This window comes from Enterococcus sp. S183_ASV_20 (assembly GCF_018919685.1).
Classification (GTDB): Bacteria; Bacillota; Bacilli; order Lactobacillales; family Enterococcaceae; genus Enterococcus; species Enterococcus faecalis.
Genome location: NZ_JAHLRI010000015.1, coordinates 39,969 through 63,907, shown reverse-complemented (window position 1 = coordinate 63,907; position 23,939 = coordinate 39,969). Strand labels below are relative to the sequence as shown.

33 protein-coding genes, 1 tRNA gene and 2 pseudogenes are annotated in these 23,939 nt (G+C 35.8%); 1 reads left to right on the top strand and 35 read right to left on the bottom strand.

What is annotated here, in order from left to right; translation table 11 throughout:
* The 30 genes and pseudogenes from KQI94_RS07590 to KQI94_RS07445 all read right to left on the bottom strand — a co-directional run.
* A pseudogene (locus KQI94_RS07590) lies at positions 1-239 on the bottom strand (1,4-beta-N-acetylmuramidase); the annotation flags it as partial.
* Between the two features lie 2 nt (positions 240-241).
* The gene (locus KQI94_RS07585) at positions 242-448 is read right to left on the bottom strand and encodes a phage holin (RefSeq protein ID WP_002367246.1); all 207 of its coding nucleotides are present in this window, start codon (positions 446-448) and stop codon (positions 242-244) included.
* Positions 449-450: 2 nt separating this feature from the next.
* Positions 451-684, bottom strand: coding sequence for a hemolysin XhlA family protein (locus KQI94_RS07580; RefSeq protein ID WP_002383824.1), 234 nt, complete (start codon positions 682-684; stop codon positions 451-453).
* Positions 685-718: 34 nt separating this feature from the next.
* Positions 719-856: an XkdX family protein gene (locus tag KQI94_RS07575; protein ID WP_002380794.1), complete on the bottom strand. Its 138-nt coding sequence runs from the start codon at positions 854-856 to the stop codon at positions 719-721.
* Entirely contained in the window at positions 856-1,230 is a 375-nt protein-coding gene (locus tag KQI94_RS07570; protein ID WP_010714092.1) for a hypothetical protein, read from the bottom strand. The genes KQI94_RS07575 and KQI94_RS07570 overlap by 1 nt, the downstream gene beginning before the upstream one ends.
* Positions 1,231-1,244: 14 nt before the next feature.
* Positions 1,245-1,796: a hypothetical protein gene (locus KQI94_RS07565; protein ID WP_010714093.1), complete on the bottom strand. Its 552-nt coding sequence runs from the start codon at positions 1,794-1,796 to the stop codon at positions 1,245-1,247.
* A complete protein-coding gene (locus KQI94_RS07560; RefSeq protein ID WP_002383822.1) occupies positions 1,796-2,113 on the bottom strand; it encodes a hypothetical protein in 318 nt (105 codons plus the stop codon). The genes KQI94_RS07565 and KQI94_RS07560 overlap by 1 nt, the downstream gene beginning before the upstream one ends.
* Positions 2,106-2,423, bottom strand: a complete 318-nt coding sequence (locus tag KQI94_RS07555) for a hypothetical protein (protein WP_002383821.1) — start codon at positions 2,421-2,423, stop codon at positions 2,106-2,108. The genes KQI94_RS07560 and KQI94_RS07555 overlap by 8 nt, the downstream gene beginning before the upstream one ends.
* The gene (locus tag KQI94_RS07550) at positions 2,416-3,324 is read right to left on the bottom strand and encodes a phage baseplate upper protein (RefSeq protein ID WP_010714094.1); all 909 of its coding nucleotides are present in this window, start codon (positions 3,322-3,324) and stop codon (positions 2,416-2,418) included. Before KQI94_RS07550 ends, KQI94_RS07555 begins: the two co-directional genes overlap by 8 nt.
* An 18-nt stretch (positions 3,325-3,342) precedes the next feature.
* Positions 3,343-6,138 (bottom strand): phage tail tip lysozyme, encoded by a 2,796-nt coding sequence (locus tag KQI94_RS07545; protein WP_010714095.1) that lies wholly within the window; start codon positions 6,136-6,138, stop codon positions 3,343-3,345.
* Positions 6,135-6,839, bottom strand: coding sequence for a hypothetical protein (locus KQI94_RS07540; protein WP_002415248.1), 705 nt, complete (start codon positions 6,837-6,839; stop codon positions 6,135-6,137). The genes KQI94_RS07545 and KQI94_RS07540 overlap by 4 nt, the downstream gene beginning before the upstream one ends.
* A 5-nt stretch (positions 6,840-6,844) precedes the next feature.
* On the bottom strand, positions 6,845-9,148 hold the full coding sequence (locus KQI94_RS07535) for a phage tail tape measure protein (RefSeq protein WP_010714097.1): 2,304 nt from the start codon (positions 9,146-9,148) through the stop codon (positions 6,845-6,847).
* A 191-nt stretch (positions 9,149-9,339) separates the two neighbouring features.
* A complete protein-coding gene (locus tag KQI94_RS07530) occupies positions 9,340-9,795 on the bottom strand; it encodes a hypothetical protein (RefSeq protein WP_002380802.1) in 456 nt (151 codons plus the stop codon).
* Positions 9,795-10,439, bottom strand: a complete 645-nt coding sequence (locus tag KQI94_RS07525) for a major tail protein (RefSeq protein ID WP_002385663.1) — start codon at positions 10,437-10,439, stop codon at positions 9,795-9,797. Before KQI94_RS07525 ends, KQI94_RS07530 begins: the two co-directional genes overlap by 1 nt.
* On the bottom strand, positions 10,436-10,798 hold the full coding sequence (locus KQI94_RS07520) for an HK97-gp10 family putative phage morphogenesis protein (RefSeq protein ID WP_002385662.1): 363 nt from the start codon (positions 10,796-10,798) through the stop codon (positions 10,436-10,438). The genes KQI94_RS07525 and KQI94_RS07520 overlap by 4 nt, the downstream gene beginning before the upstream one ends.
* A complete protein-coding gene (locus KQI94_RS07515; protein WP_002385661.1) occupies positions 10,788-11,126 on the bottom strand; it encodes a hypothetical protein in 339 nt (112 codons plus the stop codon). Before KQI94_RS07515 ends, KQI94_RS07520 begins: the two co-directional genes overlap by 11 nt.
* Entirely contained in the window at positions 11,116-11,442 is a 327-nt protein-coding gene (locus KQI94_RS07510) for a phage head closure protein (protein WP_002365100.1), read from the bottom strand. Before KQI94_RS07510 ends, KQI94_RS07515 begins: the two co-directional genes overlap by 11 nt.
* Complete coding sequence (locus tag KQI94_RS07505; protein ID WP_002385660.1) at positions 11,420-11,710, bottom strand: head-tail connector protein; 291 nt, start codon at positions 11,708-11,710, stop codon at positions 11,420-11,422. The genes KQI94_RS07510 and KQI94_RS07505 overlap by 23 nt, the downstream gene beginning before the upstream one ends.
* Complete coding sequence (locus KQI94_RS07500) at positions 11,703-13,067, bottom strand: phage major capsid protein (RefSeq protein WP_002415255.1); 1,365 nt, start codon at positions 13,065-13,067, stop codon at positions 11,703-11,705. The genes KQI94_RS07505 and KQI94_RS07500 overlap by 8 nt, the downstream gene beginning before the upstream one ends.
* A gap of 12 nt (positions 13,068-13,079) precedes the next feature.
* Positions 13,080-13,652, bottom strand: coding sequence for an HK97 family phage prohead protease (locus tag KQI94_RS07495; protein WP_002385658.1), 573 nt, complete (start codon positions 13,650-13,652; stop codon positions 13,080-13,082).
* Positions 13,624-14,850 (bottom strand): phage portal protein, encoded by a 1,227-nt coding sequence (locus KQI94_RS07490; protein WP_010714098.1) that lies wholly within the window; start codon positions 14,848-14,850, stop codon positions 13,624-13,626. The genes KQI94_RS07495 and KQI94_RS07490 overlap by 29 nt, the downstream gene beginning before the upstream one ends.
* Positions 14,851-14,868: 18 nt before the next feature.
* Positions 14,869-16,596: a terminase TerL endonuclease subunit gene (locus tag KQI94_RS07485; RefSeq protein WP_010706848.1), complete on the bottom strand. Its 1,728-nt coding sequence runs from the start codon at positions 16,594-16,596 to the stop codon at positions 14,869-14,871.
* Positions 16,593-17,045, bottom strand: a complete 453-nt coding sequence (locus KQI94_RS07480; RefSeq protein WP_010714099.1) for a P27 family phage terminase small subunit — start codon at positions 17,043-17,045, stop codon at positions 16,593-16,595. The genes KQI94_RS07485 and KQI94_RS07480 overlap by 4 nt, the downstream gene beginning before the upstream one ends.
* Positions 17,046-17,155: 110 nt before the next feature.
* Positions 17,156-17,530 (bottom strand): HNH endonuclease signature motif containing protein, encoded by a 375-nt coding sequence (locus KQI94_RS07475; protein WP_002365108.1) that lies wholly within the window; start codon positions 17,528-17,530, stop codon positions 17,156-17,158.
* A complete protein-coding gene (locus tag KQI94_RS07470) occupies positions 17,530-17,937 on the bottom strand; it encodes a hypothetical protein (protein ID WP_010714100.1) in 408 nt (135 codons plus the stop codon). Before KQI94_RS07470 ends, KQI94_RS07475 begins: the two co-directional genes overlap by 1 nt.
* Before the next feature lie 155 nt (positions 17,938-18,092).
* A tRNA-Trp gene (locus tag KQI94_RS07465) sits at positions 18,093-18,164 on the bottom strand.
* Between the two features lie 300 nt (positions 18,165-18,464).
* Positions 18,465-18,932 (bottom strand): ArpU family phage packaging/lysis transcriptional regulator, encoded by a 468-nt coding sequence (locus KQI94_RS07460; protein ID WP_002358088.1) that lies wholly within the window; start codon positions 18,930-18,932, stop codon positions 18,465-18,467.
* A gap of 207 nt (positions 18,933-19,139) precedes the next feature.
* Positions 19,140-19,373, bottom strand: a complete 234-nt coding sequence (locus KQI94_RS07455) for a hypothetical protein (RefSeq protein ID WP_010714101.1) — start codon at positions 19,371-19,373, stop codon at positions 19,140-19,142.
* A 182-nt stretch (positions 19,374-19,555) separates the two neighbouring features.
* Complete coding sequence (locus KQI94_RS07450; RefSeq protein WP_010714102.1) at positions 19,556-19,738, bottom strand: hypothetical protein; 183 nt, start codon at positions 19,736-19,738, stop codon at positions 19,556-19,558.
* Positions 19,739-19,751: 13 nt separating this feature from the next.
* Positions 19,752-19,925 (bottom strand): annotated as a pseudogene (locus KQI94_RS07445) (DUF3850 domain-containing protein); the annotation flags it as partial.
* 305 nt (positions 19,926-20,230) lie between these two features.
* Here KQI94_RS07445 and KQI94_RS07440 point away from each other — a divergent pair.
* Entirely contained in the window at positions 20,231-21,049 is an 819-nt protein-coding gene (locus KQI94_RS07440) for a DUF4393 domain-containing protein (protein ID WP_010714105.1), read from the top strand.
* A gap of 157 nt (positions 21,050-21,206) precedes the next feature.
* Here KQI94_RS07440 and KQI94_RS07435 read toward each other — a convergent pair whose 3' ends face one another.
* From KQI94_RS07435 to KQI94_RS07415, 5 genes are all read right to left on the bottom strand, one after another.
* Positions 21,207-21,413 (bottom strand): hypothetical protein, encoded by a 207-nt coding sequence (locus KQI94_RS07435; protein ID WP_002395701.1) that lies wholly within the window; start codon positions 21,411-21,413, stop codon positions 21,207-21,209.
* Positions 21,414-21,431: 18 nt separating this feature from the next.
* Positions 21,432-22,034: a hypothetical protein gene (locus tag KQI94_RS07430; protein ID WP_010714107.1), complete on the bottom strand. Its 603-nt coding sequence runs from the start codon at positions 22,032-22,034 to the stop codon at positions 21,432-21,434.
* Positions 22,035-22,053: 19 nt separating this feature from the next.
* Positions 22,054-22,524, bottom strand: coding sequence for a DUF1064 domain-containing protein (locus KQI94_RS07425; protein ID WP_010706850.1), 471 nt, complete (start codon positions 22,522-22,524; stop codon positions 22,054-22,056).
* Positions 22,525-22,672: 148 nt separating this feature from the next.
* The gene (locus KQI94_RS07420; protein WP_002393796.1) at positions 22,673-22,942 is read right to left on the bottom strand and encodes a hypothetical protein; all 270 of its coding nucleotides are present in this window, start codon (positions 22,940-22,942) and stop codon (positions 22,673-22,675) included.
* A 138-nt stretch (positions 22,943-23,080) separates the two neighbouring features.
* On the bottom strand, positions 23,081-23,932 hold the full coding sequence (locus tag KQI94_RS07415) for an ATP-binding protein (protein WP_002370005.1): 852 nt from the start codon (positions 23,930-23,932) through the stop codon (positions 23,081-23,083).
* Positions 23,933-23,939 lie beyond the last annotated feature (7 nt).

The window sequence follows — 23,939 nt, the reverse complement described above, 5'->3', positions numbered from 1 at the left end:
CGTTTACCTTGGGCAATAGCACTTGCTACTTGCGTTTTATATGTGTATTGTTCATAAATACCGCTAGCATTGTAGCCACCAATCTGAGCAATAGCGAATTTATCATGTGCATAACCAAAACGACCCTGTTCGCCTTGATAAATCGCCCAGTCAACGCCTTGGTCACCTTTTGCAGCAAATACATTTAAAGGCATAAAAAATAGAGCGACAAGCGCTCCTACTAAAATTTTCTTTTTCATTTTTACTTCTCCTTGTCTTTTAAATTATATGCTGACACACCTGTTACTACTCCTAAAAAAGTTGCAATGGCATTGATAGTTAAAACAGCCATATCTGTTTGTTGCCAACCGTAGGCTTTACCTAGCGTGGCAATCAAAACAGAACTTGCAGGAAGCACAGTAAGCACTCCCCACTTGATGATTTTGTAATACTTGTCTGGTAATATCATTTCTAAATTCCTCCTAAGTATTTCGTGATTAAATAGACAGCAACAGAAACCCCAATTCCTGCAATTGTTCGCCACGTCCACTTTTGATTCTCTTTTATTTCCGCAATATCGCCTTCATTGTTTTTGGCCATTGAGAGCGCTATGTCTGCTTTCTCTCTTAATTGTTCATGATTATCCAACTTTGTTTCAATCCGTGCCAAACGATCGACGATTTCAATTAAAGGATCATCTTTCAAGTTATCGTCTCCATCCCTCTAACAAAAGAACCGCCTAGCTTTTGCTAAACGGTTCACCTGTCATTTTAGTAAATTCATCTTCTGTAATACAACTAGGCACAAATTCTGCAACCTGCTCTGGAGTAAATAGTCCCCAATCATACATCAGTTTAATGTCATCATATGAATACATTATTTTGCACCTCCGATTTGTTCTTTAATAGCATCAATTTCTCTTGTATTTTGAAGAGAAGTAAGCATCGTCTTAGAATTGATTTGTGCAAGTGATTCTGCTTTAGCAGTTAGCTTTTCATTTGCTTGTTTTAACTCACTATTTGAAACTTCTAAGCCATTAGCAAGATTTTCTAACAAATTCAATTTTTTTGTATAATCCTGTGTCACTGCTTCTTCCCATTTTTGTTCTGAAAAGTTAAAGAATTGGGATTGTTCATTCACTAAATTTTCTAGTGGTTTCTCCTCTACAAATGGCAAGGCTACAACATAATCATCTTGAACTTCGAAAATTTGAAATCCTACTGGGTAGAGCACTTTATATATTTTTTTCATTTTATTATCCACTCCTATTTACGACGCATAACGCCGATTTCTCTAAAAACAATTTTTTTATTTGCTTCATTTAATGTGTTTGCAGTATCTCCTGTAATCACTAAAGATGTACCAGATTTAGAAATAGATATTTTTTTATACGCTATTGTTGGGTCTGTTGAAGCAGAACCTACCCATGCAACTGCTGGTAATTCGTATTTTAATTTCGTAATATTCGGAGTAACTGGTATTGAGTGAACAATACCGCCACCGTTATCGTTGTAACGCGAGAATATCAAAACAATTTCATCCACATTGCTGCTATTTGAAATTGTTACTGATTGAGATTCTGTCAAATAAGCTCCAGTTCCATCCCAGTAGTCTTTCACCACCTCATAGGTCGGTTTTGCATTAACCGATACAGATTTACCACCGATTTGAATCCCATCTTGAAAATTCTTTGTCCCTAAAACAGTCTCATTTCCAACGGCCTTTACTAATTTTCCTTCCACGCCGTCAATAGCATCTGCATGTGTTTTCATATACTTTACAACACCATTTTCTTTTAGCTGAACGATATCTGCCATTACGCTTCACCTACCTTTTCAAATGTAAAAACTGGTAATGCATCCAATTTTGCTTTATCCGTTTTAGACATTAAACCGTCTTTTTCAGAAGTGGCATTGCTAGGAAGCGTTGGAATAACAGTTGTGTCTGGCAGTGCTTTTACATCAGAAGCAGTTAAAATAACTTCACCTGTATGACCATTTACAGACGAGACAGTGCCTGCTTCAGCACCACTAATTTTTCCATCAACAAATTCATTTAATCCAACAACGCCAGCTGTACTAGTTTGTACATCAATAGCTACGCCGTCTTTTTTCACTACATATAAATCAGGCATTTATTTCTTCATCTCCTTTTACTTTTTCAAACTCAACACCAGAACCACCTAGTTTTCCATCTTCATAATCGGCTATGATTTTTAACATTTTGTCATACTCCTGTTTCGAAATCATAATCCCATCAATAGGTAAATCTAGGTCTGCACGCGTAATAATGACTGCGCCTGTATGTCCATTTACTGAAGATACTTTTGAATTACCAGCCATTATCTCTGTTAATCCAAGGATTGCCGATACGTGTGTCATAGGAAAAAACTGACGTTTAATCCCATTTTCATCAGTTTCCATCATTCTTTTAGCATCAACCATTGTCTACACCTTCAATCGTAAAAACATTTTGTTTTGAATCATCAACTGTCGCTATAATTAACGCCCCTTCTTCAATTGGATGATTAACTGTTCCCAATACTTCAACTTCATGATTCTTAGAAAATGAATCATCCTCTAAAATTTCTAACGTGTTTACATTACCGTATTTGATGGTGTATAGCCGTTCCTCTAACCGATGATACAAATAGTTCATATCAGCCAATAAACGCTCAGAAAGTGAATTATGACGTACTCCTTGTATGTCTACACGTGCATCCATTAGCTCGGCTAACATTGTTCCGCCTGGATCAATAGTTTTTAAAATATCTTTGATTGATTCGAACCATTTTAGATAATCTGTTTCTTGGCCGTTCCGCCAAGCTTCAAAAGTATCTTGTTGATTTTTACGCCATTTTTCAAACTCTTCTTTTCTAGCGTTCATCCACGCTGTGAAATCGCCCTTGTTTTCATTAATAAAAGCAGTCATATCAGCTATCAAATCCTCGATTGACTGCCAATATGACCCCATTTCACCTTCTGTTTTAGAAGCAGCATTCACAACAAAGTAAGAAAAGTTCTGCGTTGAGCCAATTAGATTGTCGCCTTTATGAATACTGAAGTATGCTTCCTGTCTATGCAATGACTGCATAGAATATTCATCAAAGGTATACTGGATAATCCCTTTTTTGGCATTCACAATTTTTGCTGCTCGTTGAATCGGATATTTATTATCAATAACTGATTCAAAAAAAACTTCGCAACCTGTTAAATCAAGTGGCAAAGCATTTTCAACTAGTATGGCTTCTAAGACTTCTGTGTTTCGATTTCCTTGTCGTACATTCTGAATCCCAATGTAATTGTAAGGTTCAGTTGTACTTAGCGTTGCTTGCCATTTAACCATTGAAAAATCCTCCTCTCGTTATTTTGGTGGAATAACAATCGATTGAATAGAATTAGCAAAATATAATCGGTCATATTTTGCGACAATTTGTCCTTGCTCGGCATTCTGTTCTATCGTTTGGATACGTCCGTTATTTAAGCCGTAAATCACGCCCGTGTGACCATATGTTGGGTCTACTGTCCAACCTGTTCCCCATTGGCCACCTCGTCTAATATTGACGATTGCTCCTACTACTAAATCTTGATACGTTGGATTTTGGATTACTCGCCAACCTACCGCATTCCAATCATATGCTTCACCAATATCTGCAGCAGATGATGTATCACCAATTACATGTGAAAAGCCATAAATTGTTCCTGCACCTAAACCACAGCCGCCCATAAAACCAGAATATTCGGCTGGAACGGCATAACATTGCCCATTACCAAGCCATTTGCCCATTAAGGTCTCCAAATGTTCTATGCCAGCTTTTCCTGTTGCAGTAGAAGCTTTCAAATCTTTGAATTTGTCATACCATGCTTGTGCATAGGTTTGTCTTTCTGGATGTGCTGCAGCTGGACGTTCAAAGTTTAATTCAAACGCATAAGCAGCTGTTTTAGGCGAGCTGACAACTTTAAATTCATCAACTGTTAATGGACTTACTTGTCCTAACCATTGCCCATTGAACATACACCAATTAATTAATTGAGCTTGGGCTAATGACGTCCTATAGTCTTGTTTGATACCTGCAGCTGCGATTAAGCGTTGTACATATTCTCGGCCATTCCAAGTTGGTGCGCCTACCAATGGATATGCTGAACCGTCCCATTGAACCCATCCGTAAGCTGGACCGCCTATTTGTTCGGTATCTGGGTTCATACTTGGACCAACTTCTCCTTGTACATTTCCAAGGATACCTGCAGCAGCTGCTTTGCTGTATCCGTTAGCTAATAGGTAACTCCATAAGTCCCAAGCAAATTTATCTGCATCGCTTGTAACTTCTGATGGATAACCACCTGTTCCAGCTCCAGAACCGCCACCACCATTTTGACCAGGTATAACTTCTTTGCCGCCCACAATCAATCGATCAACTGTCAGAATTGCTTTACTTCCATTCGGACCAAAAAAGTTAAAATTATTTCCAACAAAAAACTGTGTAGGACCAGTAATTAAATGTCCTGTTCCTGATTGGTTAGACAAACCAATAATTTTTTTGGGATTATCTGCGACTAATAGCAATGAATTCCCATCAGAAACTACAGGATTTCCATTTTTATCTACTACCCCTGGAAAGGGATTTCCTTTCGTACCAATTGTCCCAATATGACTAGAGCCATTCCAAAATTCCATCCCTTTTTTAGTCAATTCCATGATTTTTTTCTTATTGTTCCAAATTTGCAAAGCACCAGCTACTAATTTTAGTACATCGTCTGTTGCTTTATTAAAGCTTGTTTGTAAAACATTCGCGTTAATAATGCCCACTTTAATAAAATCAGCAACGATTTCTCCCTTAGAAGTCATAGCAAGTTCGAACGGACCATTCACGCCGTTGGAGGAATAACCCAAACCATTTAAGTTCCAGCGCCACACACGTTTTGCGGTAGCTACTTTGTTTTTGTCCATGATAAGAATTTCAGACGGGGCCTTTTCTGGACGAAAAACGACATGTCCACCACTGTTTCCAGTAATCCATGCCGTTGCATTTAAAACATTTTGTACTAATGTTTCTGTTCGATTATCAATTTTTTGTTTTAGCTCTTGAGTTTGATTATTTACTGTTGAGGTGTAAAGTGATAAATCATTCCCCAAAACAATATTTTTAAATTTGCCTAAAGTCGGAAACCAAGTATATTCCACCATGCGCTCCGTTACTTCAATATCGACTTCTTTTGCTCTAACATGTACTACATCACCAAAATGCAAAGAAGAAAGCTCTTCGTACATGTCTTCATACTCCAAAGTGTGTTCTAATGCTACCATGCTAATAGTGTGCGTTACTTTTGGTTCATGAATGCGGTCTTTATCAAACAATGACTGGCCCCATTTTTTAAGCTCATCAACTGTTTTACATTCCGAATTTTCACGTTTTCCAATTCTTCTGTTACTATCATTTACACCAGCAATTTCTAAAAAGCCATACGTGATTGGCTCTTTATCTTGGTCATAATCATTGTCTGGTACGCCACCGATAAGAAAAAGACTGTTTATAATTGATTCGTCGTCATAGTCCTCATCTATAGCTTCCAAATTAATTCCAAAATCAATTCTAAAGCCATTATCTGCTCCAATTTGTTTTACTAATTTCAAATTAAAGTTATCCATCTCTAATTCTCCACCAGTAACACCTGTTAAATTTTGATTGCCATTGTTAGAACCAATAATTGCATCGATTGGACCTACTTGTTTTGCTGTAAATTGATGTGTAGTACCGACATTCGACAAATAGTTAAACCGTTGCTTAAACGTTAATGCAGCCTTTAAATTATTCATAATTTGCGTGCCATTTCCGTTAGCAGTGAACGAATCAATAATGAAATTCTTATTTGCCATAAAACCAATGTGTCTCGCTGTCACTGAAACTGACTGCAGATTTTTTTTAATATTGTAAATCTCAAAATATTGATATGATCCATCTTCAACTTGTGCCTTTAGAAAGTTTCCTTTTTTTAAGTATGAGCGATACTGGCCATCTCTTGCATAGTTACCATAGAATCGATACACACCATTTAACACACGGTTAATTTCTGGTAAATCTTGCCAATCTGGCAAAGCCATTCCGTTATCGTTTAAATTTTCAGGAATAGCAGTATAGGCATAAATAAAATTTTGTGTCATAAATACGCGCTCCTATTCCAAAACTTAGCTTCTATAAAATTTCCTGATATATTTAATTTATTTTGACCGGGATTCGTTTTTATCCAACTGCCGCGTGTAAATAGTGGATTTCCTTCTTGTATTGCTTTTCCCTTTTCGGTATCAATAGTGACGATTCCTGATTGTGTACGCAAAATCGTTAGTGAGTTACTACCAATGTTTAACGTAATATCGCCACCTTTTGAATTAATTTCGATATAAGGAAAAGCAATTTCATCACCGTGATCAGTAATTTCAATTGATTTTGTTTTAATCACTTTTGGTTGTTCGTTTACTTTTCTTTTGAACGGTTGACATCTAAATTCAACGTTAAAGGTATAAAAAACACCCCATTCATTTTTGAATGAAGTTGGTTTACTCATTGTACAAATAGCATCTAAATATTTATCTTCATCATTGTGAGTAATAAGTTTACTTTTACCAGTTAACCATCTTTTGACTGCCGCTAAATTTTCATATGGAATAGTTACATCTTCAATTTCATAATCAAAGGGTTCATAATCATTGAACGTTTCATTAAATTCACCACTTCTTCCGATAATCGAATACGTTTCATATCGTTTATTTGGTAAAACCTCTGACAGCTCATTTTCGATAATGCACCCCATATCACGAACTGCATTCAAATCTTTCCAAATGAAATTTGGTTCATCAGGATTCATAAAAATCACGTTGGAACACCTCCTAAGTCATAGAAAGCTTGCGCACTTGCTTTATAAAGCTTGCGATTCATTCGATCTAACTCACTCGGATTATTTGCATCTACTTGGCCAATATGAACATGTTGCTCAATAGTGTTGCCACCTTTCAAAGCACCACCAATTCCACGAGCTTTTTCTTCTGGTGACAATGGAGTTACTGTTGTCTTGCCGTTTTTAGCGGTTAATAGTTCAGGACCAGCTTCACCAACAATGGCTTGGCCATTTAGAATAGTTCCACCTTCTGCTAAATAAGGGATTTTTCCAATATGAAATCCTTTACCGCCAATTCCTGGCACCCATTTAGGTATTTTTATATTGTTTAATCCACCAATAAATCCATTGATTAACGTAATCATGGCATTGATTGGAGCTTTAGCTACTGCAGCGATGCCTTCAAAAATACCACCAAAAATGTCAACAACACCTTGCCACGCTCTTGACCAGTCTCCAGTAAATACTCCCGTTACAAAATCAACGATACCGCCAAAAATACGCTTAATTTCATTTACATAATCGCCAATAATTTTTGCAGCCCCATCCATGGCACCACCAATAAATCCTGTGATGAAATCAAAAGTAGATTTTGTCGTATCTTTCAAAACATTAAATACACCAACCACAATATCTTTAATTACTTTAAAGGAGGTATTGATAAAATCCCTAAACCAACCGATTTTATTATATGCAACTACGATTGCAGCTACCCAAGCGGCAACCGCCGCAATTACTAAACCAATTGGCGACGCAATAAAAGCAATAACTGGAATCAAACTACTAATGGAACTAGCAAGTGTTCCTAAAACTACTAATACTGGACCGATAGCAGCCACAACACCAGCTATTTTCAGTATGGTTTGCTTTTGACTATCTGTTAAACTTCCAAACCATTCTGAAACTTTTTTTATTGCATCCGTTGCAGCTTGAAATGCTGGTAATAATGCTATTTGTACTTGTTCTCCAAGTTCACCCATTGCTATTTTAAATTGATTTTGTGCCAACTTTGCTTGGTCAATTGGATCAAGAATATCACTAAACGTCTGATCCACAGTGCCAGCTGCGTTTTTTGCTGAATCTGCTAAACCATCCATTGACAACGCTCCGCTATCAATAGCTTCTACCATTTTTGAAGCAGCTTTAGTTCCAAAAACTTCACTAGCAATAGTGAGTTTTTCTTGTTCAGTTGTGGCCCCTTTAATAGATTCAATAGTTCCGCTAAGCCCTTCTTGCATGGTTTTATTATCTTTCGCATATACGACACTAGCTTTTGCCAAATAGCCAAGAGTTCCTGCTGAATCAATACCAGCTTTTTCCATTTGACCTATTAACGTAGTTGATTCAGAAAAACCAAGTCCCATAGCTTTGAGTTGGGGCGCACCTCTATTTACGGCATCAAATAACTGATCTACCCCTACTCCAGTATCTTGGCTAGTTTTAGATACTGAATCTAAAATCATTGGCAAATCCTCAATAGACAACCTAAAAAGGTCCATTGATTTTTTTGCATTAATAGTTGATTGAGAAACATCTGAGCCATTAATTTCTGAAAATTTAAGCATTCGGCCTGTTGTATCTTCCAATTGCTTATCCATTAAGCCAAATTGAGTATTTACTTCACCAATACCAGTTGATATATCTTGCATATCCGCGGGTATTTGACCTGCTACTGTTTTAAAACTGGCTTGTAAAGATTCTAGCTGACTACCAGTAGCCCCTGTTGCTGTTGTTATATTATCCAAACATTCATCTAATTCTTTGAATGCGGCAATAGAAGCAGCACCAATTCCCATAATTGGTGCTGTTAATCCAACAGACAGTTTTTGCCCAACTGATTTAATTTTGTCTCCAGCTTTTTCAATTTTGGCTAGTTTTTCAGCTGTTTTTATTGATAAATTACCTTGCTCTTTCAAAGCTTCATTGGTACTTTGCAATGCAGAACGCAGTTTATTTTCACCTGTTTCGGATTCCAATAAACGCTTATACAGCTTTTGTGATTGCTCTGAATATTCACCAGTTTCTTTTACTGATTTTTCGTATTCCTCACGTAATAATTTTGTTCTTTGTTCAGCTAAAGATAATTGTTTTTCTAATTTTTTCTTTGTAGCTGTTAATTTTTCAGTTTGAGTTGCATTTTTATCCATTGCGGATACCTGGTTTTTGTACTCGGTAGCCGCTAAGTTCATTTCTTTATTAATGTCTTTAATTGTTCGTGAATAGTTTATTTCTCCATTCATCTTAAAATTTAAGACAACATCGGATTCTTGTTTTGACACGTTAGCGCTCCTTTCCTACCACCAAGGACTTTTATCCATTGTCACACTTCTGGGTGGTTCAAACTCCGTATTACTTACTAACCACTGAATATATGACTTAAGCCACAAGTTGGGAGTTGCTTTTAAAAAAAAGTCCTCACTCCATCCCAAAAGAGTGAGAGCTACATATAAATAAAAAGCCCACGGCGTTCCTATTTCCGTTGAGGCTTTTTCTTTTTGTTTTTCCTTTTTTTCGGAGTTTGATAATCTTGTGGCTTCTTGGATTTTTTTAAGTCTTCAACTTGAAAATTCTGCTTTGCAAATATTTCCATACATGCACCATAAATTTCAACAATTGTGGCACTCATACCTAAAAACTTAAAAATGGTTTCTGGCGTTTCTTCCAATCCACCAGTTCTTAGCATGCCGTAAATCAATGCACGCATAATTTTTAAATCAGAAGCTGATAAATCTTTTGATGAAATACGACCACCACTCTTGTTAATCATTTCATTCATATCTGCTTCAAATTTTGAATAGTCATCATCATAAACATCAGCAATATACTCCATTGTTTCCATCGTTAACAAAATGGGAAACTGATGCCCTTGAATAGTAACTGTGGGTGTATCTGAAATAACAATCCCATAATCCGCTAATTTTGCCATTATTCACTGCCACCTCCACGTGAAGGACCTGCTAGTTTCTTCCATTGTTCTTCGTCATAAACAGGTTGTGCGATAAATTTTTCAAATAGTTCTATTGAAGCACTATCCCGATTAGAATCAAAACTTGAATACATAACATTATTGTATGTTAAACCAGTTGAAACAAAGTTAGCAGTTACATCATCAATTTTGGTTTCATCTTCTGCAGTAGTGTATTCTTCATCAATAACATTTGATAACTGCGTTTTAGGATACCAAACAGCTTTTTTTCCACCATTTTCAATATTTCCGATAAACCCAAAGGCAAAATAAGGAAATTCTCGCGCAGTGTTTTTACCAAAAGTCACTCCACTTTGAGCGATTAATCCTTTTATTTCATCCATCACCGCAATAGGAATGCCCACATGATCTAGCGCAATTTCATGTTTCGTTTCACGACTTACGCGTCGGAACATTTTACTTGATGCCCATTTTTCTAAAGCTGTTCCATTTCCTTTAATTCCCAATTTTGTGGCTATTGGCAAACGAACAACCTCGCCAAATGCTGGTTCTGTACCTACTGCATCTTTTGTGGTCATCATGGCAATTAAGATGTCATCTAAGCCTTCAAAATAATACACATCTTGTTTTCCCAATTTACTCATCCTTTCCATAAATCTAATATTTGTTGAGTCATAATTTTTTCAATTTGATCTTTATTTTGTTCAAATGTTCCACTGGCAAAATGTTGCGCTTTTTGATTTACTGTTCCATTTTCAGCGAATCGCCAATAAAAAGCTGTATCTTCAAAAGCTACTTGTACTTCATTATCTTTAATATTTACTTTCACTTGATCAACCATGTGCTTCTTTTTTAGAAGCGATTTAGGTATATTGGGTAGTAATTTTTCCATATAAAAATTAGCTGCAGCGGTTAATGATTCTATTGATAATTTTGTCGCATCTACTTGCGAAAGCTTTCCTAAATAGTCTGCCATATCTGCAAAACCATTATTATTTTCCATCTTCAATACACCTCACATATGTGTAAAAATTTGTCACAGTATCATCATTTTCATCGCCTTGAATGCCTACAAAATCAGTGTAAGGAATACCAGCTTCCTCCAATGCATTTTCTAAAGCAATTAAATCCTTTTCAGTACCTGTTGTATAAAAAGAGATTTGATAGTAGGGCATTCGTCTATGCACTTTAGACGATGCCATTTTTTTACCTTGACTAACATTTGAATAAACAATATATGGATAGTCCGTTCCTTTTTCCGCTTTATCACGTGTCACAGGTACGCCTACTGATTTCAGAGTTATTCTCAATTTTTCAAAACTAATCGACATAAGCCAAACTCAACTCCATTTCTCGTTTATCCATATTTGTGTAAATACGAGTGATTTTATAGGTCACAGAATCGATTCTAACAGCGCTAAACTTTTCTGTGATAGATTTATCCAATCTCACTTTAATCCGTCTGACAACGTCTGTTTTGGCTTGCTGTGAAAGATATTTTTCTTGTGCAGTTACTCCAATATCTTCGTACCATAAAAGCCTATTAAGTTTATAGGTCGTAACTACTTTATCGTTCGAATCTGTTTCTTCTTTTACATTTAGCAAGTCCGCTTTCCATCGAAACCTATTCGTCTGCCTCTTCGGCATGTTGAATCACTCCTTGGATGATAAATGGCGTGATCGCATTCAACGCCTTATCTAATTCATCTTCTGAAACACGATATTCATAAGCAATACCAGCAACCATCAAAATTAAATATTCTTCTTGCCCTCCAGTTGCAGTTTTTACATAATTTTTTGCCATATTTAAATAAAAAGAGAGCATGGAATCATCCATCCCCTCTTCAAAATGAATATGTGCTTTGAATTTTTCTTCTAAAGATAATGTTTCAGCTTCGTTATTCACATTAACCACCTACTGGTTTTGTAATTTCATAACGATAAACAGCCGGCTCGAATGGTGAGTAAACTAATTGGCCATCTAACAAGTTGTAAATTTGGAAACCAACTTGATTTTTTCCAGAGAATTTTTCAACCAATTTTTGAATTTCTAACGCTCCAATAACTTCTTGAATTTTGAAAGCAGAAAAATCACCAAAATATAATACTGGTGTATCTGGTTCACCTTTTTTATCTGCTGCATCGGTCCAATCAACTGGATAACCAACTAATTGATAACCAATACCACCTTCTGCTTGCGTGAATGGTCGTAACAATGGGAATCCATCATCTGTTTTCATTTTTTCAATAGCAGTTAAAGCTGCACGATTAATAATAAAACGACCTTTTTTCATTACTTCTGTTACTGGTGTATTTTTAAATTCAATCAATGCATCATATAATTTTTGACCAGCACCTGCAGCTGTTAAATCTACAGGTTTTTCAAATGCAACAGCTTTTTTAGCTAAAGCTCCTGGGTTTTCATTTCCTGCATCGTCGCCATTAAACATATAATTAATTTCTTTGCGAACATATGCTTTTTTCAATTCTTCTACAACAATATCTTCTACTGGCACACCAGACATTTTTAATAGTTTTTTCGTTACAGTTGCTAATGCATCAAATTCTGCTGGATCAAGTAGAATTTCATCAAATTGAATCGCTGTTTCAGTAATATCTGTCGTACGTTCTTTTTTGTTTACATTAGCCTCTGCTTTTTTCACAAGAATTGGATACTTCACATCGCCAGCCGTGCGAATCACAGTTCCGTATTTACGCAATAGGTTTTCTTCTTGAGCATAAGAAATCACTTCGGATGCAATCACTTCTGGTACTGTCACTGAACCATTGCCTGTTTCAATACCTAATGCACGTGCTTCACTTTCTGAAATATTACCAATAACAAAATCAGCAAATGCTTTACGAATTTGTTTTTCACGTTGTTCATTAGACATCACATTTCTAGCCTCCATTCCTTCATGAATTGTGCGTAACAAACCATCACGCTGTTCTTGGCTAATCATGCCGCCACGATTTTCTTCGTTTTTATCATCGTTGTTTCCGTTCGTATCTTTCTCACGATCTTCTTTACTTTCATCATCAGTATTATCAGATTTAGCGGTCCCGTCATCGCCTTCACCATCACCAGATTCTGAATTATCATCCCCTAATTCAGCTTTAATGGCTTTTAATTCATCGATTAAACCATCAATTTCTTCATTAACTGAATCTAAATCTGCTTCACGCACTTCTCCAGATTCAATTTTGCCTTGTAAATCACTTAATCGTTTCTCGTGACGAGCTTGTAATTGACGCAATAATTCTTTGTTCATAATAAATTCCTCCTACGCTTCAAGCGCTGTTTTGATTTTTTCAATTAATTTTTTTCTAGTTTTAATATCTTGCTTCATTTCTTGTTTGTTTCTTGATAGTGCTGCTTCTGTATCTTCATAAGCAGGTAAAGAAACAATAGAAACTTCATACAATTCGACTTCATGGATAGTTCTTAAAACTGGGTCTGAACTATAATCCCAAGTTTCTTCCGTTGGATAAAAACCAAAGCTACACTGATTAATGTCCCCACGTGACATTGATTGAATCAAGTCATTGGCAACAGTTGTATTGGGCAACTCAACTTCAAATCGTAGTCCCTTATCATCTTCTTCAAGTTTCAAAGTTCCACTTCTTGTGCGCCCTAATACTTTGCCCCAGTCATGATCGAATAAACAACGAACATCAGAATTTGACAAAGCACGACTGAAAGCTCCAGGCTTAATCACTTCATTTAGGCCTTCCCATAATTCTGTTGGACTATTAAACACCGCCGCATAACCAGTAACAATCTGTGTTTGACTATCTTCTTCGCTTCTTGTTTTAAGGTTTGTGATGTCAAATGTCCGAATTTCCTGTTTCTTCATTCTTACCACCTCCCTTCAAGTCATCCTCTGTTGTCAATGAGTTATCGGTAGCATTCTTTTTGCCGATTTCCGTTAAATCATTTGAAATATAGACGGCTTGTGTTGCTTCAGTATTTTGTCTAGGAAAACCAAGCATTTCTGCCACATTATCAGGACTGGTAATACCAGTTCGAACAATGTTGTACCCAATATTTGTTTTGGTGGAATAAGGTACAAAGTCCAAAATATTAATTTTCCATTCCACTCGATAACCAGAATTAGGCATAAAAAAAAGAGCCGAGTAATGCTCGCTCTTATTTTTTAATATTGGTTTAATTGCTTTGTTGTGCAGATACATCATTGCTTTTTCAATATCTGTTCTCATTAATGCTTGATAAGTATTTACATCTATTCCTAAAAATTTTCCTAGGTCTTTTTTGTAAACACCCAAATAATTAAGAATAGCTGCATCATCAATTGGGCTTTTTAAAGTATCAATTGAGTATCCTTTGCCCAAAGGAATCATTTTAACTGAATGACTATCATTATCTTGCGTTTCTTCCAACTGATTTAAAATAGCTTTTACTATCTTTTGTTGAGCGCTGTTATTTGGATTGATATGCGCATCCAGCTTTAACAAGAAAGCGAGCAAGCCGCCTTTCTTATATTTTTCTGTCAAAACCTTTTCAGCACTTAAAACACCTTCTAGTGTGCTTTTTGCAAGATCAATAATTCCAGCACCTTTTAAGGAATCCACACCAATATTTTTTATATGACGAATCATACTCCCTGGTATTGGTTGGCCATTCATTGAAAATCTTTCAATCAAACGATCATCTAATTTCGTTTGAACACCATATCCCAAATGTAACTGGTCATTATCTGTAATAGGAAAAGCTTCTCCATTGATTAACAATGTATTTGTTTCAAGCTTTGCAAATTCAAAACCAGTTAAATAATCATTAGGATTTTTCAATATGTTTAACAAGAAATGATTTTTCACTTCCTCGCCATCAGGCCCAATTACTACTGGTTCTGCTAGTGCAACTTGATTAGAAATATCTTGTACCAATTCATAAACATCAGACGATTCCATAATAGAAGAATCGTTAACAAAACGTTGTGAATATCTTGTTACATTGCCATAAATATCTTCAATCCAGCCACGCTTTTCCAAAAATCCATAGACTGCATTTGAAAGTCTATCTCTTAGCTTCAAAATCTCACCGCCTCTCTATTATCGATAGATAGAATCTAAATATTCATCCATATCATCTTCGTTGACATCAATCATTTGATCCATTGTTTCCTTATGCGCACAAAGGAAAGCAACAAATCCATCAATCTTTCTCTTTGACTGGTTTTTACTTGGTACTTTACGGCCTTGAAAATCCATTTTGACAACCACATTTAAAGCGCAATACAAAAATAAAGGATTATCAAACATAATCCTTTGCTCATAAAATAATCGCTCGGCATCTTCAAGCGGCGAGTTCAATACTCTTGCGTACTGATCAACTTGCACACATTCCAAGCCTAAATTTTCCAATTTTTCAACTAATCGGTCACTCATCGCTGGATCATAATTGACTTGTTGAACATCATAAAAATCCATGCAATCTTCAATAAAATGAAATATTTGTTCTTGATCAATTAACTTACCATCGCAAAATTCAACAAATCCTTGTTCTGCTAATTCAGAATATGGCACATTATCTTCCTTTTCTCGAAAATCAATATTTTCACTAGGAATAAAATATAATTGTTTTACTTTGAGTATCGCTTTTCCTTCGGCATCCCATGTAGGAAAATTTAATGATACACAAGTTAAATCTCGACTTTTAGATAAGTCCAAACCAATCCAACATGGCTCACCACTTAAGTTACCTAATTCATTTGTGGGAACCAAACACGGTTCCACTTGATCTTGTTCAAAGAAATTATCTGCACCATTCACAAACACATCTAAATGCTTCGTTAAAAATTCAGCTTTCGAGTGAGCGGAACGTTGCGCAGTTTTAAAGGCTGATTCTAAAGCAGACAAATCAACAGATATTCCCCAGTTAGGATTGCACATTTCCCAAACTTTTCTATCTGTCCAATCGTATCCCTTATTTGGTTCATAAATCAAAACAAAGTTTGAATCATTATCATCGCGCTTCAAGACTTCTTTTGCTTCTTTATAAACACGAATACCAACCGAACTACTTCCTTTACCAGCTGTAGAAATATTAAACATTAACGGCTGTGGCAATGAAATTTGTGCAGATTTAAAGTTATCGTACTGTTCCATTTTCTCTTGTTTATGCAGCTCATCATTTAAAACAAAATATGGATTGGAACCTTCTATGTTATCAATGTTTTTTGTCTGAACAATAAACTTATTTGTATAAGCCATATCTCCATGTAAATAGTCATACGTAATACTTGAAACGGTGCCTTTTGGACCTTTAAATATTTTAGTCCCATCTAATAGCACTGGATTATTTAGGATAGTAGCGGCAAAAGGCTTAGCAGCATACTGGGCTTGCGCAAAATCAGAAGCACATGCATAGCAATCGACAGATAAGGCACCTTCGCCATACATAGCATATCCCAACGCCCCTACGGCTATTAATGTTTTCCCATTTTTCTTTGGTATTTGTACGTATGCCTCACGAGTAACACGGACTACTTGCCCTTTTTCATTTTCTTTTACCCAGCCATAAATCCAAGAATAAATGAATTTTTCCCATGGCTCTAAAAGAAATGGTTTACCTACCATATCGCCTTTTGTATGAACAATAAAAGATTCTACCCAGTCCATCATTTCATTTGCACGATCAACATCAAACCAAATATCTTTTCGTTTCTTCCATCGATACCAACGATCTATTGCTAAACGAACCGTTTTCGGATATTTCTTAGGATGTTTTCGAACTTCTTTCGCAAATAAATCAGCATAATTTACACCAGGTTCAATCATGTTTCATTCCCTGCCTTTTTACGCCATTTTTTCCGATGTTCTGCCAATTCATTTACAGGCTTTTCTTCTGGCCGTTTCATTTCTTCATCTGCTCTAGCTGTTGAACCACCAGTAATTTGTCTGCCTGTTTTTGACTTATTGGTCAATCCTAATAAATCCAATGCTTTCATTTTTTTATCGGCCCAAACTTCGACTTGTTGCGCTAGTGGATGCTTGCTATTGTTAGTAGCTCCAGCCTTGTTTGTTGTTTTTTGGGTTTCGGGAAATCCTTTTTCTTTCCACAGCATGTATTTGTATTGGTAAACTTCAAAAATATCCAAGTATGATTCAATCAATGGATCAAGAGTAATAGTGTATAAATCAGACTTGCGCATAATTTCTAAAATTCGCGTTTTTTCGTGATTAACTTTTTCATCAATAATCGCTTTGCGTTGCGCTTTTGTGGTCATTTTTTATACACCCCCCTTTTATTTTTAAAATTTTTGACCTAACGACACGCGTGACTGCCCCCTACCCTATCCCCCGACAAAAAATTTGAATCAGATTTGATAGGGGGGCTTCATTTTTTAAAATAAGATGGAAAAACTTTTTTCTCATCTGCTTCATTTTCTTCAATCACATGACACTTCGGACACAACAAACGAATATTGTTTGGATCAAGTTTGAGCATTTCGTTCTTCTTGATTGGAATCACATGATGCCGATGCGCTTGCCTTCCAAATACAAAACGGCCACATCTTTGACAGCAACCACCTTCTCTTTCATAGACAAAGTCAGCGACATCTTGCCATTCTTTTGTTCGATAAAATGATTTGTTATCATGATGATAAACATTGATTGGCTTTTTCTTTTTTCTTGACTTCCTAGCATGTTCGGAACAATAAGCTCCTTTTTCTGTTGTATTAGAGCAACCTTCAAACTGGCAATAGCGCATTATTCAGATTCTTTAATAATATTGAGAATTTCACCTTTTGCACGTACAGCACTTGGAATCTCAATACCTTTTCGTTTTGCATATTCACGCAATTCTTTTACATTCATTTCTTCTAATACAACAGATTCATCATCAGACGGAACAAGCTCATCTTGTTCTTCATCATCAGCAGCACTTGCAGTTGTTAATAATCGTTCGCCTTTAATTCCATCAGTATCAATCGTTACATTCCCTACAGTAATTGGTAATCCACCAACATGTAAATCAGCTTCTTTACTTAGCATTGATTCAGGATTTTCAGTAACTTCAAAATCAGGTTCTTGACCTTTAGGTACAAACACATTTCTTTTTTCTTCGGTATCCCAATACTCTGAACCAGATGCTGAACTTCTAATTAATACACGCATTGTCTTACTTATCCCCTTTCAAAATGAAAAATCTACTACACTTAAAACAAAAAGGACTGCATATAAATGCAGCCCTAGTGAAAGGTAGTAGCGCCAATTTGTTTGTCCGAACATTTATTGACGATCTATTTTATTTAAGCAGCTTATGCCACTTACTGGAACAATAGGACTCGAACCTATACCAACGGTTTTGGAGACCGCTGCTCTGCCGATTAAGCTATGCTCCATTAACTCTCGCAAACCTGTAGAAAAAAGAGAGAGGAAATTCACCTCACTTCTTTAGTTTTATAATTGGTGGTTTGCGAGAGAATTTAAATGAGATCACAAGTGACTAAACGAAGAAAGTAGAATTTTTTTACTTCCTTGTAATCTCAAATCAAAAAAATAAGTAGGCAATCGTTCCGTTTAAATTTTGTGTAAGTGTGTCGCATTTCTTATTTTTTTGACACTATCATAATAACTCGTTTAGAAGGTATATGAAGTGTAGATAAAGTGTATAAAAGAGGTATAAAAAGTGTAATAAATGGCTACTTAAAAGCAACCAGTTCCAGCGCTGAAGCAAATTGAACAATAATCATGTTAGATTCTTGTTTCACTGATTCTTCGCTGATGCAGTTTCGTTGCGCTGCTAGATAGATTGGATTACCGTTGATATATCGATCATAGAAGATTCTTTTTCTTCGCTCGGTAACATCTGGTTTGTGCGGATGCTGAATCGCAGAATAACCTCTAACAAAAAGCTTATGCAAATAATCAAACTCTTCTTGGGCTTCTTCTTTCTGGATTAACATTTGCTCGGCTTCAAAAGTGTTTTTGGCCGTGGATGGTGGAACCAAAGAGAATGAAGCTGTTACTTTTGGTTCCCTCGGCTGGCCAACACGACATCTAGCAGCAAGATAGGCAGACAGGAACACACTGACGTTATGTTTAGTTTGCTCCATATCTACGTCCTTTGCATCCGGTGTTTCATATTTCTTTACGTCAAAAAGTACCATCCTTTGATTCCCCCGTTTGTGATTTGTGGTATAATGATAACGACTTTTCCACAAGGTTATCCACACATTATCCACAGTCGGAGAAATCCGGCTTTTTTTGTTGGCAGCTTTCTTTACTCATGATAAAATATTTTTATTGTGACCAATGTTTGGGGCAAAGTAACCTCACATATCACAAGCTACCACTTTTCTGGTAAAATATTCTTCTTAGTCAACCATTGGTCGGTTGGCTTTTTTATTGTTTAATTCGACCGTTATCGGTCTACCATATTTCAAAATTTTCCAAGTACCATCTTTCATATTGGTTTTATTCATATGATTTCTTTCATCACGAGCTATCGTATAATCGAAAAATAAATCGGCTTGCTCTGCTCCATGTAAGTATTCAACATAAACGCCATCGACTTGCCTTCCTATGATATAAACTTCTGGATAACTCATACACTGGAACCTCCTAAATATAGCCCTAATCCCAAAATAAACGAGCATGAAAGGAAATAAACAAGGTCACTGCTTGTTATGTCATTTCCATACACGAAATGGCTCACGGTTGCTTTTGCTACAAGAATCATTATTGCAATGCCACTAACTTTATTTATTACACTTTTACAGTTACGTTTCATTTATTCACCATCTTTCCACAGCACGTACATACTTTCGTTTAGTATTGCTTTTGTTAGGCCTAATTCTTTGCTATATCCAACTAAAGTAGCAGCTAACGTAAAGACAATTTCGTTATGATCCATTCCCGTACCCTTTATATCAATTTGTTTTTTACCAGTTTTTGTTAATAAGAATTGTTCCATTTATTAATCCTCCTCACTTAATTCCTAACACTAGATAACCATCTTGTTGAGTATAATCTGTAATGTATGTTATTTCTGAGACATGAACATCACCTGTATACTGTCCGTCTTGATATTCGTTTAAGCGTAAGATATCGCCTTTTTGATAGTTACGGTCATTCTTAAGGATTTTAAAACGTTTATCACCTCAATTGTGACTAGTTTTACTGTTTCATCTTCCTCAGGATCGTCAACCATCAAGTAGCCTTTTTCCTTTTCAAATTTTTTATTTGAGTGATCTAGGCCTTCTGTCCAACACCCAGTATTTTTTGAACTTTCATATCAATATATTTTCATTCAGATTCATCCTGCAGGCAAAACTAATGATGTTTTCTTTTTCTTATTCTCCCATTCATTTTGAACAGCGGAACGAGATTCTTCTTGATATGGTCTAAGTTGCATAGAAAATTCCTTTCTTTATTGGTATAATATTTTGAAAAAGGAGATGTTTTAATGTCTGACGATAAAAAATCTTTAATTAACATTGAACTATTACCAAAGGAATTGATAACTAATCTCTTTGGACCTGCTACAAAATCAATTGGAGAAGGCCTTGGCGGGATTGTAAATTATGTTGTAGGTCCTCTTAGAAAACTAAATGTTGTTAGTGAAAAATCTTATATTGATTTTGTAGAAAAGATTAATTCTAAAACCGATAGTATCCCTGTAGATAACAGAGATGATTCGAAATTAGGGTTTGCTTTAAAAACAATGGAAGACGCTAGATATCAGTTAGAAGATGAAGATATGCGTGAATACTTTTCTAATTTACTTGCTGGATTAGTTGATAACAGAAAAAATCAAGATTCTTCGCCAAGGTTTTCAATTATTTTATCTGAACTAACGACTATAGATGCAAATCTATTAAAAAAATTGTATAAACTTAGTATTACCCCAACTATAAAGGTTAGAGTACAGGCTCCTAATGGTAACGGTATAGATTATATAGAAAATTTAATCCTTACTCAGAAAGGAATTGTTGAAAATAATTTTTCTGATTTAAGTCCCTCTTTACAAACTTTACGCTCTTATGGATTAATTGATATAAGACCTTCTATTGAATTAACACAAAAAAAACATACAAAAATTTATGATGATTTTGAAAATTCAACTTATTTTAAAACTTTGAAATATAATCTTAATAGTTTTTTTGCAAACAGTTCTTTTTTTAAAGATACAGGGTTTAGCATTATAAGTATTCGTGGCTCCATACATGTAACTGACCTTGGCTTTTTATTCTGTTCAAAAATTTTTTCTAGCGAAGAAGAGTAGTAAAAAGCTACTCTTCTTCACTTTTTATTTACCCAATGTTTTCACTTCTTTTACCGCAAAGGACTTTCATAACTTTACCCATTTTCTTTTGGTAAATATTCATAATCTCAACGGAGTAAAAAGCTTTTTAATCGCGGCCGCAAACCTCCACTCCCTTCTATAAATTCACTGGCTCTTTTTTATAACCAGCATCAATCAAAATTCCCTCAATTACATAAAGATCCGTTTTCTGCTTCAAGCTAGCCTTAAATTTCTTGGCAATATTTCTAGCTGTTTCTAAAGAAACGACTTCATATGTTTTAGCCAGTGCATCCGCAATAATTGCGGATGTTGGCGTATAATAAATCTCAAGCAAAATGAACACTCACTTTCTACGAGATTATTATTCGATTTCTTCTTCATCATCTTCAACTGTCTTTTCAGGGAAAATGATGTTCTCTTTATTTTTGCTCCAAGAATCTGCAAACGGTGCAAAATGTTGGCGTGCAAGTTCAACTTGGTTGATTAGATTTTCAACTGAAACATCATGATCAGCTGCAATTTCTTCTAAGGCTTCCCCTTCATCGATTCGATGCAACACGCCACGAACGTTGATTGTTACTGATTCTGGCCATTCGATTGTTGTTGCCTTCTTGATGAATTCGTCAATGGTTTCTTTCGATACTTGCACAGCAACTTCTTCAACTTCTTGCACATCATCGCCCATTTCTAAAGAAGTTTGTTCTTCTTTTAGAACTTCAACTGTTCCGTCGTTATTCACAATATATTCGACATTCGGTTTATTGGTCTGCTTGTTAACTGGTACCTTGTATTCTACTGTTTCTGGCTCAATGGTCGTTGATACTGTTTTACCTAAAAATTCGTTTAAACTTTCATATTTCCCTTTTAATGAAGCGTTGCTAACCACTAATAGCACTTCGATATTTCCGTTTGATTTAGATGTCACTTTTTTCACTTCTGGTCTGAAATTTACTTGTTTTGTCATTTTATTTTCCTACTTTCGTTTAATAATTAGTTGCATCTTTCCATTCGTAATCGAAATTATCGGTTATGAATGGTCTTTTTTCGTTTAAAGGCTTAGTTACACCTTGAGTGATCACTTTAAAATCTCTAGCACGAACAACAATCGCTTCAACTGGATGACCATATCGAAGGGCAAATAGACGAAAACGAAGCTTAACGGATTGGTCAATACCATACACGCCAAAAGAGTTTTTAATATCAATGACATGTCTCCAACTCCCATCTAAGTTTTTTATGATGAAGTCAGGTGAATAAGCTATCGCCGAAATTTTGCCTATACCATCCGCAGTTGGTGTAAGTTCGGTTAGTCTAAAACGCGGATGAACTTCAAAAGGTAACCCACAATTTTTGACAAACTTTGTATAAAAGTTAGCTTCCTTCTGGCTATCAAATGTGTAACCATCAATTGTGACTTTGTTTCCTCGCTTATTCAGGGCTGTTGGTGATTGCATTGTTTTAACTCCCTTTCCTTGGTCGCAGTTTCCGCTCGAACTGCTTTTCCATCTTTGTTGCATTCAGGACATGGAATAGGTGTTGCATAATTAAATCTGTCTTTGCCCCAAATCACGCGCTGATCTTGACATCTAACACACTTCATTCTTATTTAGCCCCTTTCATCCAGGCTTGATTACTTTTGGTAGCTTTTTCGGTCGGTTCCTTCTTATCAATCCGTTTAATAGATTTCCCTATATGTTTCTTTGGTTTTTCTGGTATTATAATGGCTTCCTTTACTTCTGAAACGGTTCCGCCAGATACGATTGTTGCAATAGCTGCTGTCTCTTTTTGCTCAAATAGCACAGCATCTTTTAAATTGGCTACAGGTCGACCATCTTTGCCAAGATAGGCTGAAATTTTCACTACATACGGCATTGAATGATTCCCCTTTCTATCGATTTGTTTTTAAGGCTTTAAAATGCGTTTTAATCCGTTTTTCTTTCTTTGTATCTATTTATATTCACTTGATTGTAAAACCGCTCTACGCTGAATATATTCGCTAAAAATAACATTTTAGATGCCTGCTACTCGTTTGTCTGATGTCCCTTCAATTTTCATCACAAAACCTTGTGAATTACTCATGATACGAGAAAGAATTCTCTCCCCATAAGCTTGACTCATTTCTTTACCAGTTAAGTTCGTAGTAAAAATAGTTGCTTTATTCTGCCGAGCTTCTACAATGCGATTCAAGGTGTCGTTATTGAAGTTAGTACTTTTATTCCTATCATCAATTTGTTTAACTCCCAACTCGGCTCCTAAATCGTCCAGAACTACTAAATCTGCGCTTTTGATTTCTGCCATCAAACTACCTGTTATCTCTTTTCTGGCTTGCTCATCATTCATCGCAAATTTTAGTTGTTCTAAGAGTTCCGCATAGCTAATAAATAAGCAGCGTTTATCATAGTTTGATTTCTCCAACACTTCCCAAGCCGTTGACATAGCTAAATGACTTTTTCCAACACCACTTTTGCCTGAAAGAATCATATGAATTGGTTTATTCAAAAGAATTTCAGTTGTGGCTCGATTTGCAATTTCAAAAGCAAGCTTAGTTTCTGTGTCTACTGTTTTGTAAGTTTTAAAACGACAATTAATTAAATTTTTGTCGGTGTAAAGCGAACTATATTTCAGATAATTAATCGCTCTGGCTTTCAAACTATCGTTAAACATTTTCTCTGTTTCAAGGTCTTCTGCTTTTTTGCGTGCTTTATAGCCACATTCCATGCAAGTTGGCGGACACCTATCGGACCCATCTTTGTTTTTTGCACGCCAAGCATAAAGATTTCCTCCGCACTCTGGACATGGATCAGGCGTGATATAAAGCAACGTTTTAATCATTTTTGAAAATCCATCTGATGCTGACTGCATTCTTTCA

Bases quoted from the DNA above. Each gene is read 5' to 3' on its own strand.
- KQI94_RS07515 (WP_002385661.1), bottom strand. From the start codon at position 11,126: ATGTCGATTAGTTTTGAAAAATTGAGAATAACTCTGAAATCAGTAGGC.
- KQI94_RS07460 (WP_002358088.1), bottom strand. From the start codon at position 18,932: ATGGTACTTTTTGACGTAAAGAAATATGAAACACCGGATGCAAAGGAC.
- KQI94_RS07555 (WP_002383821.1), bottom strand. From the start codon at position 2,423: ATGGTTGATGCTAAAAGAATGATGGAAACTGATGAAAATGGGATTAAA.
- KQI94_RS07575 (WP_002380794.1), bottom strand. From the start codon at position 856: ATGTATTCATATGATGACATTAAACTGATGTATGATTGGGGACTATTT.
- KQI94_RS07530 (WP_002380802.1), bottom strand. From the start codon at position 9,795: ATGGCAAAATTAGCGGATTATGGGATTGTTATTTCAGATACACCCACA.
- KQI94_RS07545 (WP_010714095.1), bottom strand. From the start codon at position 6,138: ATGACACAAAATTTTATTTATGCCTATACTGCTATTCCTGAAAATTTA.
- KQI94_RS07440 (WP_010714105.1), top strand. From the start codon at position 20,231: ATGTCTGACGATAAAAAATCTTTAATTAACATTGAACTATTACCAAAG.
- KQI94_RS07480 (WP_010714099.1), bottom strand. From the start codon at position 17,045: ATGACCACAAAAGCGCAACGCAAAGCGATTATTGATGAAAAAGTTAAT.
- KQI94_RS07565 (WP_010714093.1), bottom strand. From the start codon at position 1,796: ATGGCAGATATCGTTCAGCTAAAAGAAAATGGTGTTGTAAAGTATATG.
- KQI94_RS07525 (WP_002385663.1), bottom strand. From the start codon at position 10,439: ATGAGTAAATTGGGAAAACAAGATGTGTATTATTTTGAAGGCTTAGAT.
- KQI94_RS07585 (WP_002367246.1), bottom strand. From the start codon at position 448: ATGATATTACCAGACAAGTATTACAAAATCATCAAGTGGGGAGTGCTT.
- KQI94_RS07475 (WP_002365108.1), bottom strand. From the start codon at position 17,530: ATGCGCTATTGCCAGTTTGAAGGTTGCTCTAATACAACAGAAAAAGGA.
- KQI94_RS07430 (WP_010714107.1), bottom strand. From the start codon at position 22,034: ATGACAAAACAAGTAAATTTCAGACCAGAAGTGAAAAAAGTGACATCT.
- KQI94_RS07495 (WP_002385658.1), bottom strand. From the start codon at position 13,652: ATGAAGAAACAGGAAATTCGGACATTTGACATCACAAACCTTAAAACA.
- KQI94_RS07550 (WP_010714094.1), bottom strand. From the start codon at position 3,324: ATGGTTAAATGGCAAGCAACGCTAAGTACAACTGAACCTTACAATTAC.
- KQI94_RS07520 (WP_002385662.1), bottom strand. From the start codon at position 10,798: ATGGAAAATAATAATGGTTTTGCAGATATGGCAGACTATTTAGGAAAG.
- KQI94_RS07455 (WP_010714101.1), bottom strand. From the start codon at position 19,373: ATGAGTTATCCAGAAGTTTATATCATAGGAAGGCAAGTCGATGGCGTT.
- KQI94_RS07500 (WP_002415255.1), bottom strand. From the start codon at position 13,067: ATGAACAAAGAATTATTGCGTCAATTACAAGCTCGTCACGAGAAACGA.
- KQI94_RS07510 (WP_002365100.1), bottom strand. From the start codon at position 11,442: ATGCCGAAGAGGCAGACGAATAGGTTTCGATGGAAAGCGGACTTGCTA.
- KQI94_RS07415 (WP_002370005.1), bottom strand. From the start codon at position 23,932: ATGCAGTCAGCATCAGATGGATTTTCAAAAATGATTAAAACGTTGCTT.
- KQI94_RS07570 (WP_010714092.1), bottom strand. From the start codon at position 1,230: ATGAAAAAAATATATAAAGTGCTCTACCCAGTAGGATTTCAAATTTTC.
- KQI94_RS07560 (WP_002383822.1), bottom strand. From the start codon at position 2,113: ATGCCTGATTTATATGTAGTGAAAAAAGACGGCGTAGCTATTGATGTA.
- KQI94_RS07485 (WP_010706848.1), bottom strand. From the start codon at position 16,596: ATGATTGAACCTGGTGTAAATTATGCTGATTTATTTGCGAAAGAAGTT.
- KQI94_RS07425 (WP_010706850.1), bottom strand. From the start codon at position 22,524: ATGCAATCACCAACAGCCCTGAATAAGCGAGGAAACAAAGTCACAATT.
- KQI94_RS07450 (WP_010714102.1), bottom strand. From the start codon at position 19,738: ATGGAACAATTCTTATTAACAAAAACTGGTAAAAAACAAATTGATATA.
- KQI94_RS07420 (WP_002393796.1), bottom strand. From the start codon at position 22,942: ATGCCGTATGTAGTGAAAATTTCAGCCTATCTTGGCAAAGATGGTCGA.
- KQI94_RS07470 (WP_010714100.1), bottom strand. From the start codon at position 17,937: ATGCGTGTATTAATTAGAAGTTCAGCATCTGGTTCAGAGTATTGGGAT.
- KQI94_RS07540 (WP_002415248.1), bottom strand. From the start codon at position 6,839: ATGAATCCTGATGAACCAAATTTCATTTGGAAAGATTTGAATGCAGTT.